General features: G+C 54.5%; 2 protein-coding genes. Both read right to left on the bottom strand.

Annotated features, from left to right (window positions below; translation table 11 throughout):
* Nucleotides 1-108: 108 nt before the first annotated feature.
* Nucleotides 109-453, bottom strand: coding sequence for a hypothetical protein (locus AB8809_RS06080; RefSeq protein ID WP_015841232.1), 345 nt, complete (start codon nt 451-453; stop codon nt 109-111).
* A gap of 60 nt (nt 454-513) precedes the next feature.
* Entirely contained in the window at nt 514-13926 is a 13413-nt protein-coding gene (locus AB8809_RS06075; RefSeq protein ID WP_369987220.1) for an Ig-like domain-containing protein, read from the bottom strand.
* Between the last annotated feature and the right edge of the window lie 128 nt (nt 13927-14054).

The following is a 14054-nucleotide window of genomic DNA, read 5'->3' as shown; positions in this document are numbered from 1 at the left end:
GTTGAAAAGCAGGAAACAGCGGGATGGGACGTTAAGGCATTCTTTCTTCAAACATTTTTTCTTAAAACACGCTTTCTTTAAACATTATTTCGTCAAAACACCCTTTCCTTAAAACATCGTCTCTTCATCGTCACCAATCAGCTTGTTCAACCCGCCATTCAGCGCTTCACGCGCCTGCGCACGGTTGATCAGCTTCAGCTGCGCGGCCTGAGGGAAATCGGTAATGCTCACCACCCCTTTCTGGATCAAAACCTGAATTAAATCCTCCAGCACGCGCACCATTTCCAGATCGCTTTGCCGCAGTTGCTGCAAGCTGGACATCGCCGCCTGATGGCTACGGAGCCAAGCCTGTGCCTCGCGCGAATCATCAGGCAACTCGCCATTCATTTCAGGAAAAGGACTCTTTTCTACCTTCATCAGGTGGCCATCACTGTCACGCTGGATATAAAACATTCTCGGAGACCTTTTAAGTTTTTGATAAAGAAAGGAGCCGGGCAGACTCCCCCCTTTTCGTCAGCTAGACTGTTCTGGTTTGCTGATCAGACTTTCAAGCGACGGCAATGCACCATTATAGTGTTCCAACGTAATCGACACTGCAACCGTTCCGCCTTTATCCGCCGTAAAGTTCCCTGCGGTGCTAACCTCAATCGTCGGTGAACCGTGATTATCAGTGATACGGATATAGCGGCTGATATCGGTTCCCTCTTCCAGTTCGCCAACCAAATCGCTTAAATCAATCCGGTCGCCCTCTTTGGCATTAAAGTCTTTGATCACATCGTTGCCGATATCGCCAGCCTGCCACTTAAAGATATCCGCGCCCGCACCGCCGATGAGCGTATCGCCTCCGGGGCCACCGATCAGGATATCATCCCCCGCGCCGCCGTAAAGCAGGTCATTACCTTCTCCGCCAATCAGCGTGTCATTTCCACCCTGACCGAAAAGAATATCATTCCCTGCCCCACCGTTGAGTATGTCATTGCCATCTTTCGCCGACGACAAATCAAACTCCGCGCTGTGCGTGGCAATATAACTATGCATCTCTTTGGCAGTCGGCACGCCGGTTTGCATACCTAACTGCTTGCCGATGTAGTTCTGCAAGGCAGTGATACCGTTGCCGTCGATATTAGGAAACGACACCACATCGCCGAACAGAATGTCATTCCCCAACCCACCGCTCAGTTGGTCATTACCGGCATGTATTGATTCGCTGCTGCCCAGGATCGCTTTATTAAGGTTAGCAGGATCAATGTGATCCTGAACCACACCGTCAGTGTCATAGCGCTTCAGCGTATCGCCATTTAGATCAGCACCAATACCGATCGCTTCAATGGTCGACTGCTTCTTCAACAAATTGAAAGCCTCAGCCGCATTGGTATTGCTGACATCGCGGTTGCCTGAATTATCAACCCAATACCAGTTGCCGCGATAGTCTTGCGCCCAGTAACTGCTGTTGTTACCGACGCCGCCCAGAGAGGAGATTTCATACGTTCCATCCCCCTGTGCGTGTACCTGACCAATCACCTTACCCGTGACTTGATTGCTCTTATCACTCCATGCATATTGGTAGACATTGCCTTTGCTATCAATGACTTCGCGTACAGCACCGCGTACATCCATAGAGTAGGACTGCCCTGGCTTGTAGGCGATGTTATCGATATTCAGCGACTGCCACCAGTCACTCACGCGCACTTCATTGGATTCATTGGTCTGATAGTAAGTCGGCTCACCATCTGTGATGAAATACGTCAGGTTATTCCCCACATTATTTTTCACCACATCGCTTTGGAACCAGTTAGCCGTCGTCTTGAACACATCTTCATAGTTGGTTCCGCCGCCTTTCTCCGATCCCCCAACCATTGAATTCAATACGGCAGTCAGCTTATTAAGCGCGCTGGCGTCGTTCAGGTTCACGGAGATAGTTTTCCCCACCTGGGTATCAAAATCAGCCAGAAAAACGTTTACCGTACCGGAATTCACGCCGCTGGCACTGTTGATCAAGCTTTTAAACACGTTGCTCAACGACGTACGCGTATTCTCGATATCCGTTGACGACATACTGCCGGATGAATCGACCATAAAGGCAATGTTGTAATTCTGGCCTTCAATGATCTGCAAACCGGAGACATCCGCGACCATCACATCATGGCTATGCGTGCCAGACATCTTGTCGTCACCGATCGTACCGATGCTCATCCCGTACTGTTCAACGCCTCCGGCAGAATACCCGGTCGCCGTGTCGTGGTTGGCGATTTCTGTCGATGTTGCCTGTGCAACCACGTTGAACTTACCGGCATCAACAGGTACCTCGAGCGTAATCTTTCCAGCCAGCGTCTGAGCATTATTGGCGTTCTTGATGAGGTACGATCCATCGTCGCCAACGGTGTATTTCACATTGTTAATGTGGTCAGTCAGCACCGTCCCTTTCGGGATCCCCGTGAGCGTAATCCCTGACAGGGTTTCACTCCCGTCGCGATCGGTCAGAGCTGCCGAGACATCAATCGTATGTGTCTGCGTCCCTGCCTGTCCGGGCACCGTTTCCACTTTCGCGCTGTTAGTACCCGGCGTGTATGTCGTGCCGTCGCTGTAGATCACGCCTTCAATATTGTTGCTGACCTGCGTGGTAAACGAACCAGACTTGCCGCTGCCATCGGTATAGTTGACTTTCAGTCCGTCCAGCGTGTTAACCGACGTATCCTGATTGTTGTTCGTGGTATAGGTTGCGTTATAGGTGTAACCCGTCTCTTTCATGACGAACACATAGTCAGAATGCGCGCTGCTACCGTTATTCGTCCGGTTACCGTTAAACGAATCCAGATCGCGATGATCCTTACGATCGGCTGGCCAGTCACTCTGTCGATAGAAATATCCGCTATTGGAATGTACAACGAAGATATCGCTGTAGCTGCCGTCTCCGCTGGTATTGCCCTGACTGTAGTACGCGACCTTGCCATTACCGACCACCGTCGGTACCGGATCCCCTTCGGTCAGCCAAACGCGGACACCGTTGCCGACGGCGACAATTTTCCCATTCTGTACGTCAAAGCCACCGTTGGCGCTACCGCCATTGACCTTAATAATCTCCGAAGAGGTCGGCGTTGTCGCGCCACTGGTGATGCTCAGGCTCACTACCGGCGCATCAGCTACAGGTGTTATGCCAATGTGCAGCGCGGCTTTATCACCAGTGTTACCTGCGACATCAACAGGACGATAACCAATATCACCCAGCGACGCGCCAGAGATATTGCCCACAGGCGTAAAGCGCAGATCGGTGTTACCTGCGGTAAAGGTTTGCCCAACCGTGACCGCTTTCCAACTCCCGCTGTCGTTAAAATAGAGCGTACCCGCACTGACTGGCGGTAAAGACGAAATCACGATGCTTGTGGTATCGCTCGATACGCCCAGATCGCTCCAGCCAATATGGAGCGGCGTGTCTTCGGTGCCAGATACCGCATTGTCGTGTGCAACTGGCGGCGTAATATCCATGATCGCCTGACTGCTATCATGCGCCTGATTACCTGCCGCATCAGTCGCCGTCGCTCCAGCGGTAATCTTGCCTTCTGCTAGCGTGCTCAGATCGACATTTGTCTGCCATTTACCATTCGTCACAGGCACGTCATGCAGCGTAACCGACTTACCATTCACATCGGTAAAGACCAGATCGACTTTTTTCTCGTTACTGGTCCCGCTGACTAGCGTGTTTTTCGACTCGCTCTGGCTGACATATCCATCGTTGCCAGCAAAATTTGTAATATCAATTTCTGGTGCAGTCGTATCCACACCGTATGCATGATGGGTATTCGCGGTGGTGACGTTGCCCGCCGTATCGCGTGTGGTCACGCTGGCACTCACATCGCCATTCGCGGCCAACACAGAACCCGGAACATTGACGCTCCAGGTTTTGCCATCGGCATTCACGGTGGTCTGGTAGGTCTCGGCGCCGACTTTAACGGTAACCGCATCACCCGCTTTGACGTCGTGATCGACTTTACCGGTGACGGCTATCGTCTGGCCGGACTCGGCCGCGTTAATCACGTTATCGCTGGTGACGTTATCGATAGTAATGGACGCCGTTGGTGCCACGGTATCGACACCGTAGGCATGACTGGTATTCGCCGTGGTGACATTACCTGCGGTATCACGCGTGGTGACCGTGGCGCTCACATCACTGTTGACGGCTAATACAGAACCCGGAACATTCACGCTCCAGGTTTTGCCATCGGCATTGACGGTGGTCTGGTAGGTCTCGGTACCCACTTTAACGGTAACCGCATCACCCACTTTGACGTCGTTATCCACCTTGCCGGTGACGGCTATCGTCTGGCCGGATTCCGCCGCGTTAATCACGTTATCGCTGGTGACATTGTCGATAGAAATGGAAGCCGTTGGTGCCACGGTATCGACACCGTAGGCATGACTGGTATTCGCCGTGGTGACATTACCTGCGGTATCACGCGTGGTGACCGTGGCGCTCACATCACTGTTGACGGCTAATACAGAACCCGGAACATTCACGCTCCAGGTTTTGCCATCGGCATTGACGGTGGTCTGGTAGGTCTCGGTACCCACTTTAACGGTAACCGCATCACCCACTTTGACGTCGTTATCCACCTTGCCGGTGACGGCTATCGCCTGGCCGGACTCGGCCGCATTAATTACGTTATCCGACGTCACGTTATCGATAGAAATCGACGCCGTCGGTGCAACCGTATCGACACCGTAGGCATGAGTGGTATTCGCCGTGGTGACATTGCCTGCGGTGTCACGCGTGGTGACCGTCGCGCTCACATCACCATTCGCCGCCAGCACAGATCCCGGAACATTGACGCTCCAGGTTTTTCCATCCGCATTGACAGTGGTCTGGTAAGTCTCAGTGCCGACTTTAACGGTAACGGCATCACCGGCTTTGACGTCGTGATCCACTTTACCGGTGACCGCAATCGTCTGGCCGGACTCGGCGGAATTAATCACGTTATCGCTGGTGACGTTATCGATAGTAATCGAGGCGGTTGGTGCAACGGTATCGACACCGTAGGCGTGAGTCGTGTTGGCGGTGGTGACGTTACCTGCCGTATCGCGTGTGGTCACGCTGGCACTCACATCGCTATTGGCGGCTAATACGGAACCGGGAACGTTGACGCTCCAGGTTTTGCCGTCGGCATTGACGGTGGTCTGGTAGGTCTCAGTACCAACCTTAACGGTAACGGCATCGCCGGCCTTGACGTCGTGATCCACTTTACCGGTGACCGCAATGGTCTGGCCGGACTCGGCCGCGTTAATCACGTTATCGGACGTAACGTTATCGATAGAAATGGCCGCGGTTGGTGCAACCGTATCAACACCGTAAGTGTGATTGGTGTTTGCCGTCGTGACGTTACCTGCGGTATCACGCGTGGTGACCGTGGCACTCACATCACTATTGGCCGCCAGTACAGAGCCTGGAACATTCACGCTCCAGGTTTTGCCATCCGCATTCACGGTCGTCTGGTAGGTCTCGGTACCCACTTTAACGGTAACCGCATCACCGGCTTTGACGTCATTATCGACTTTACCGGTCACGGCTATCGTCTGCCCGGATTCAGTCGCGTTAATCACGTTATCGGACGTGACGTTGTCGATTGTAATGGAAGCGGTTGGCGCGACCGTATCGACACCATAAGCATGACTGGTATTCGCCGTGGTGACATTGCCTGCGGTGTCACGCGTGGTGACCGTCGCGCTCACATCACTATTCGCCGCCAGCACCGAACCGGGAACGTTCACGCTCCAGGTTTTGCCATCCGCATTCACAGTCGTCTGGTAGGTCTCGGTACCCACTTTGACGGTAACCGCATCACCGACTTTGACGTCGTTATCCACCTTACCGGTGACGGCTATCGTCTGGCCGGACTCGCTGGCGTTAATCACGTTATCGGACGTGACGTTGTCGATAGTAATGGACGCGGTTGGTGCCACCGTATCGACACCATAGGTATGAGTCGTATCTGCGGTGGTGACGTTGCCTGCCGGATCGCGTGTGGTCACGCTGGCAGAGATATCGCCATTGGCGGCCAGCACCGATCCCGGAACGTTGACGCTCCAGGTTTTGCCATCCGCATTGACGGTGGTCTGGTAGGTCTCGGTGCCGACTTTAACGGTAACCGCGTCGCCCGCTTTGACGTCATTATCCACCTTGCCGGTGACCAAAATGGTCTGGCCGGACTCGGCCGCGTTAATCACGTTATCGGACGTGACGTTGTCGATAGAGATGGAAGCGGTTGGCGCAACGGTATCCACGCCGTAAGCATGGCTGGTATTGGCGGTGGTGACGTTGCCTGCTGGATCGCGTGTCGTCACACTGGCGTTCACATCACTATTCGCCGCCAGCACTGAACCGGGAACATTCACACTCCAGGTTTTGCCATCGGCATTGACGGTGGTCTGGTAGGTCTCGGTACCCACTTTGACGGTAACCGCGTCACCGGCTTTGACGTCGTTATCGACCTTACCGGTGACGGCTATCGTCTGGCCGGATTCAGCGGCATTAATCACGTTATCGGACGTGACGTTGTCGATAGAGATGGAAGCCGTCGGCGCAACGGTATCCACGCCATAAGCGTGAGTCGTATTCGCGGTGGTGACGTTGCCTGCCGGATCGCGAGTGGTCACGCTGGCGCTGACATCGCCATTCGCAGCTAATACAGATCCCGGAACGTTGACGCTCCAGGTTTTGCCATCGGCATTGACGGTGGTCTGGTAGGTCTCGGTCCCGACTTTAACCGTAACCGCGTCACCGGCTTTGACGTCGTTATCCACTTTACCGGTCACGGCTATCGTCTGGCCGGACTCGGCCGCGTTAATCACGTTATCGCTGGTGACGTTATCGATAGTAATGGACGCGGTTGGTGCAACGGTATCGACACCGTAAGCATGGCTGGTATTCGCGGTGGTGACGTTACCTGCTGCATCACGGGTTGTCACGCTGGCGTTCACATCACTATTCGCCGCCAACACTGAACCGGGAACATTGACGCTCCAGGTTTTGCCATCGGTATTGACGGTCGTCTGGTAGGTCTCAGTACCGATTTTCACCGTAACCGCATCACCCGCTTTGACGTCGTTATCGACTTTACCGGTGACCGCAATGGTCTGGCCGGACTCGGCCGCGTTAATCACGTTATCTGACGTCACATCGTCAATAGCGATCGAGGCGGTTGGTGCAACCGTATCCACGCCGTAAGTGTGATTGGTGTCTGCGGTGGTAACGTTGCCTGCCGCATCGCGTGTGGTCACGCTGGCGCTCACATCGCCATTGGCGGCTAATACAGAACCCGGAACGTTGACGCTCCAGGTTTTTCCATCCGCATTGACAGTGGTCTGGTAGGTCTCGGTGCCGACTTTAACAGTGACCGCATCACCCGCTTTGACGTCGTTATCGACCTTACCGGTGACCACAATGGTCTGGCCGGATTCACTGGCATTGATGACGTTATCGCTGGTGACATCATCGATAGTAATCGACGCGGTCGGTGCCACCGTATCAACACCGTAAGTGTGATTGGTGTTTGCCGTCGTGACGTTACCTGCGGTATCACGCGTGGTGACCGTGGCACTCACATCACTATTGGCGGCTAATACGGAACCGGGAACATTGACGCTCCAGGTTTTGCCATCCGCATTCACGGTGGTCTGGTAGGTCTCGGTACCCACTTTAACGGTAACCGCATCACCGGCTTTGACGTCATTATCGACTTTACCGGTCACGGCTATCGTCTGCCCGGACTCGGCCGCATTAATCACGTTATCGGACGTGACGTTATCGATAGTAATCGACGCGGCTGGCGCAACGGTATCCACGCCATAAGTATGATTGGTGTCTGCGGTAGTGACGTTACCTGCGGTGTCACGCGTGGTGACGGTAGCGCTCACATCACTGTTGGCGGCCAGCACGGAACCGGGAACGTTGACGCTCCAGGTTTTACCGTCGGCATTGACGGTGGTCTGGTAGGTCTCGGTACCCACTTTAACGGTAATCGCATCGCCCGCTTTGACGTCGTTATCGACTTTGCCGGTAACCGCAATGGTCTGGCCGGACTCAGCGGCGTTAATCACGTTATCCGACGTCACATCGTCAATGGTAATAGACGCGGTCGGTGCAACGGTATCGACACCGTAAGCATGACTGGTATTCGCGGTGGTGACATTGCCTGCGGTGTCACGGGTTGTAACTGTCGCGCTCACATCACTGTTGGCGGCCAATACAGAACCAGGAACATTCACGCTCCAGGTTTTGCCATCGGCATTGACGGTGGTCTGGTAGGTCTCGGTGCCGACTTTTACCGTCACCGCATCACCCGCTTTGACGTCGTTATCGACTTTACCGGTGACCACAATGGTCTGGCCGGATTCACTGGCATTGATGACGTTATCGCTGGTGACATCATCGATAGTAATCGACGCGGTCGGTGCCACCGTATCAACACCGTAAGTGTGATTGGTGTTTGCCGTCGTGACGTTACCTGCGGTATCACGCGTGGTGACCGTGGCGTTCACATCACTATTCGCCGCCAGCACTGAACCGGGAACATTGACGCTCCAGGTTTTGCCATCGGCATTGACGGTGGTCTGGTAGGTCTCGGTACCCACTTTAACGGTAACCGCATCACCCGCTTTGACGTCGTTATCCACTTTACCGGTGACCGCTATCGTCTGGCCGGATTCACTGGCATTGATGACGTTATCGCTGGTGACATCATCAATAGAAATCGAGGCGGTTGGCGCAACCGTATCCACGCCATAAGCATGAGTCGTGTTTGCCGTCGTGACGTTGCCTGCGGTGTCACGTGTGGTCACGCTGGCGCTCACATCGCTATTCGCCGCCAGTACAGAGCCCGGAACATTGACACTCCAGGTTTTGCCATCGGCATTCACCGTCGTCTGGTAGGTCTCGGTGCCGACTTTAACGGTAACGGCATCACCCGCTTTGACGTCGTTATCAACCTTACCCGTCACGGCTATCGTCTGGCCGGACTCGGCCGCGTTAATCACGTTATCGCTGGTGACATTGTCGATAGAAATCGAGGCGGTTGGTGCAACGGTATCGACACCGTAAGTGTGATTGGTGTCTGCGATGGTGACGTTACCTGCGGTGTCACGCGTTGTGACCGTGGCGCTCACATCACTATTCGCGGCCAGCACGGAACCGGGAACATTGACGCTCCAGGTTTTGCCATCCGCATTGACGGTAGTCTGGTAGGTTTCGGTACCCACTTTAACGGTAACCGCGTCGCCCGCTTTAACGTCGTGATCCACTTTACCGGTCACGGCTATCGTCTGACCGGACTCGGCCGCATTAATTACATTATCCGACGTGACATTATCGATAGTAATGGACGCGGTTGGCGCCACGGTATCGACACCGTAAGCATGGCTGGTATTCGCGGTGGTGACGTTGCCCGCCGTATCGCGTGTGGTCACGCTGGCACTCACATCGCTATTGGCGGCCAGCACCGAACCCGGAACGTTGACGCTCCAGGTTTTGCCATCCGCATTCACCGTAGTCTGGTAGGTTTCGGTACCGACTTTAACGGTAACCGCATCGCCCGCTTTGACGTCGTTATCGACTTTCCCGGTCACCACAATGGTCTGGCCGGATTCGGCCGCGTTAATCACGTTATCGGACGTGACATCGTCGATAGTAATGGAAGCAGTTGGTGCGACCGTATCCACGCCATAAGCATGAGTCGTATTGGCAGTAGTGACGTTACCCGCCGTGTCATGCGTGGTGACCGTCGCGCTCACATCGCTATTGGCGGCCAATACGGAACCGGGAACGTTGACGCTCCAGGTTTTACCGTCGGCATTGACGGTGGTCTGGTAGGTTTCGGTACCCACTTTGACGGTAACCGCATCACCCGCTTTGACGTCGTTATCGACTTTACCGGTCACGGCTATCGTCTGGCCGGACTCGGCCGCATTGATCACGTTATCGGACGTGACATCGTCAATAGTAATGGACGCGGTTGGCGCAACCGTATCCACACCGTAAGCATGAGTCGTGTTGGCGGTGGTCACATTACCTGCGGTGTCACGCGTGGTGACCGTCGCGCTCACATCGCTATTGGCGGCCAATACAGAGCCTGGAACATTCACGCTCCAGGTTTTACCATCCGCATTGACTGTGGTCTGGTAGGTTTCGGTGCCGACTTTAACGGTGACTGCATCGCCCGCTTTGACGTCGTTATCGACCTTACCGGTGACGGCTATCGTCTGGCCGGATTCACTGGCATTGATGACGTTATCGCTGGTGACGTTATCGATAGTAATGGAAGCCGTCGGCGCAACGGTATCCACGCTGTAAGCATGAGTCGTATTGGCGGTGGTGACATTGCCTGCGGTATCACGCGTGGTGACAGTGGCGCTCACATCGCTATTGGCGGCCAGCACGGAACCCGGTACGTTCACGCTCCAGGTTTTGCCGTCGGCATTGACAGTCGTCTGGTAGGTCTCGGTGCCGACTTTAACGGTAACCGCATCACCGGCTTTGACGTCATTATCGACTTTACCGGTGACCGCTATCGTCTGCCCGGACTCAGTCGCGTTAATCACGTTATCGGACGTGACATCATCGATAGTAATGGACGCGGTCGGTGCGACCGTATCCACGCCGTAAGCATGAGTCGTGTCTGCAGTGGTGACATTGCCTGCGGTATCACGCGTGGTGACCGTGGCGGAGATATCGCCATTGGCGGCCAGCACCGAACCCGGAACATTCACGCTCCAGGTTTTACCATCGGCATTCACCGTGGTCTGGTAGGTCTCGGTACCCACTTTAACGGTAACGGCATCGCCGGCTTTGACGTCGTTATCGACCTTACCGGTGACCGCAATGGTCTGCCCGGACTCGGCCGCGTTAATCACGTTATCGCTGGTGACGTTATCGATAGTAATCGACGCGGTTGGTGCAACGGTATCGACACCGTAAGCATGAGTCGTATTGGCGGTGGTGACATTACCTGCGGTATCACGCGTGGTGACCGTCGCGGAGATATCGCCATTGGCGGCCAGCACCGAACCCGGAACATTGACGCTCCAGGTTTTACCATCGGCATTGACGGTGGTCTGGTAAGTCTCGGTCCCGACTTTCACCGTAACGGCATCACCGGCTTTGACATCGTTATCCACTTTACCGGTCACGGCTATCGTCTGGCCGGACTCAGCCGCGTTAATCACGTTATCGCTGGTGACATTGTCGACAGAGATGGAAGCAGTCGGCGCAACCGTATCCACACCGTAAGTGTGATTAGTGTTTACCGTCGTGACGTTACCCGCCGCATCGCGTGTGGTGACGGTGGCAGAGATATCACCATTCGTGGACAGCACCGATCCCGGAACATTCACGCTCCAGGTTTTGCCATCGGCATTGACGGTGGTCTGGTAGGTCTCGGTACCCACTTTAACCGTAACCGTATCACCCGCTTTAACGTCGTGATCCACCTTGCCGGTGACCGCTATCGTCTGGCCGGATTCACTGGCATTGATGACGTTATCGGACGTGACATCATCGATAGTAATGGACGCGGTCGGTGCGACCGTATCCACGCCGTAAGCATGAGTCGTGTCTGCAGTGGTGACATTGCCTGCGGTATCACGCGTGGTGACCGTGGCGGAGATATCGCCATTGGCGGCCAGCACCGAACCCGGAACATTCACGCTCCAGGTTTTACCATCGGCATTCACCGTGGTCTGGTAGGTCTCGGTGCCGACTTTAACGGTAACCGCATCACCGGCTTTGACGTCATTATCGACTTTACCGGTGACCGCTATCGTCTGCCCGGACTCAGTCGCGTTAATCACGTTATCGGACGTGACATCATCGATAGTAATGGACGCGGTCGGTGCGACCGTATCCACGCCGTAAGCATGAGTCGTGTCTGCAGTGGTGACATTGCCTGCGGTATCACGCGTGGTGACCGTGGCGGAGATATCGCCATTGGCGGCCAGCACCGAACCCGGAACATTCACGCTCCAGGTTTTACCATCGGCATTCACCGTGGTCTGGTAGGTCTCGGTGCCGACTTTAACGGTAACCGCATCACCGGCTTTGACGTCATTATCGACTTTACCGGTGACGGCTATCGTCTGCCCGGACTCGGCCGCGTTAATCACGTTATCGCTGGTGACGTTATCGATAGTAATCGAGGCCGTCGGCGCAACGGTATCCACGCCATAAGCGTGAATCGTATTGGCGGTGGTGACGTTACCTGCCGGATCGCGTGTGGTCACGCTGGCAGAGATATCGCCATTGGCGGCCAGTACTGAACCGGGAACATTGACGCTCCAGGTTTTGCCATCGGCATTGACGGTGGTCTGGTACGTTTCGGTACCCACTTTCACCGTAACCGCATCACCCGCTTTGACGTCGTTATCGACCTTACCGGTCACGGCTATCGTCTGGCCGGACTCAGCCGCGTTAATCACGTTATCGCTGGTGACATTGTCGATAGAGATGGAAGCCGTCGGCGCAACCGTATCCACACCGTAAGCATGACTGGTATTGTCGGTGGTGACGTTACCTGCCGCATCGCGTGTGGTGACGGTGGCAGAGATATCGCCATTCGCGGCCAGCACCGATCCCGGAACGTTGACGCTCCAGGTTTTACCATCGGCATTGACGGTGGTCTGGTAGGTCTCGGTACCCACTTTAACGGTAACCGCATCACCGACTTTGACGTCGTTATCCACTTTACCGGTCACGGCTATCGTCTGGCCGGACTCAGCCGCGTTAATAACGTTATCGCTGGTGACATTGTCGATAGAGATGGACGCCGTCGGCGCAACCGTATCAACACCGTAAGTGTGATTAGTGTTTACCGTCGTGACGTTACCCGCCGCATCGCGTGTGGTGACGGTGGCAGAGATATCGCCATTCGCGGCCAGCACCGATCCCGGAACGTTGACGCTCCAGGTTTTACCATCGGCATTGACGGTGGTCTGGTAAGTCTCGGTCCCGACTTTCACCGTAACTGCATCACCCGCTTTGACTTCATCTCCCACCTTGCCGGTGACCACAATCGTCTGGCCGGATTCACTGGCATTAATGACGTTATCAGATGTCACATCATCAATTGAAATTGAGGCAACAGGAGGCAGGGTATCGACCGTTATTCCTTCACTTCCCCCTGTCCCAGGAATACCCGCGGCATCGGTGTAGCTGCCGTCTGGAATGCTGACCCGAACTTCGCCCTCAAAATTGGCAGCGGGAGTTAATGTCGCTGTCCAGCGCGTGGGATCGTTAGGATCCTGCACCAGATTCGTTACTGAGCCATTTGTTACATTGATATCAGTGAGGTCAAAACCAACAGGCGGTTTGGTAAAAACGAAACTTATTGTGCCATCACTGTTTATGACAATGGTGACGGAAGGCGGTGTGGTATCGGTGGTATCCGTTGCCGCAGTCAGCAACGTGGATGAATTTACGCCATCCAGAACGGATGAGGCTCGGTCAGTAAACGAGATGCCCGCGGTATCATACCCAATCGGGGTAGTCACGACCTCGGCCGTCAAGTTCAGAACGACCGTGGGGTTGAAATGCCCGCCGCCGCCGTCACCCGCCTCTCCGGTGTCGTCATTACCTGCGGCAGTGGCCTCCAGCACCTGTGTCGGGTCAGCCCCTTGAGCGATAGCGTCTTGTATCGCGGCAATATCACTGGCAACATCCGCGCTTCCCTGAGAAGACGCATTACTGACATCGCTCCAGCGGCTATCACGCCCCAGATCCAATGTTTTGCCATCCGGTAATGTGATTGAAACCGCGCCGTTAGCACCGGTCACAACCTCTTCACCGCTGTAAACCCGATCGCCGGCAACCAGCAATCTCTGGCTTCCATCAAGCGCGACGATAAAAACCTGTCCAATAACGAATTTAATAACGCCAATCACACCGTTCAAAATACTTTCTCCTTGATATCTATAATTATTTTTATAATGTAGCGATATTGCGGCTATAGATTTTTGCTATCATCCTGATAGGGTTGATTTGCTGTGTGTCGTCCTGACATTTTATTAAAAAAAGCGTT

Source organism: Pectobacterium aroidearum, assembly GCF_041228105.1.
Taxonomy (GTDB): domain Bacteria; phylum Pseudomonadota; class Gammaproteobacteria; order Enterobacterales; family Enterobacteriaceae; genus Pectobacterium; species Pectobacterium aroidearum.
Note: the sequence above shows the minus strand (reverse complement) of the source record. Positions and strands in the feature narration are given on the sequence as shown.

Bases quoted from the DNA above. Each gene is read 5' to 3' on its own strand.
- AB8809_RS06080 (WP_015841232.1), bottom strand. From the start codon at position 453: ATGTTTTATATCCAGCGTGACAGTGATGGCCACCTGATGAAGGTAGAA.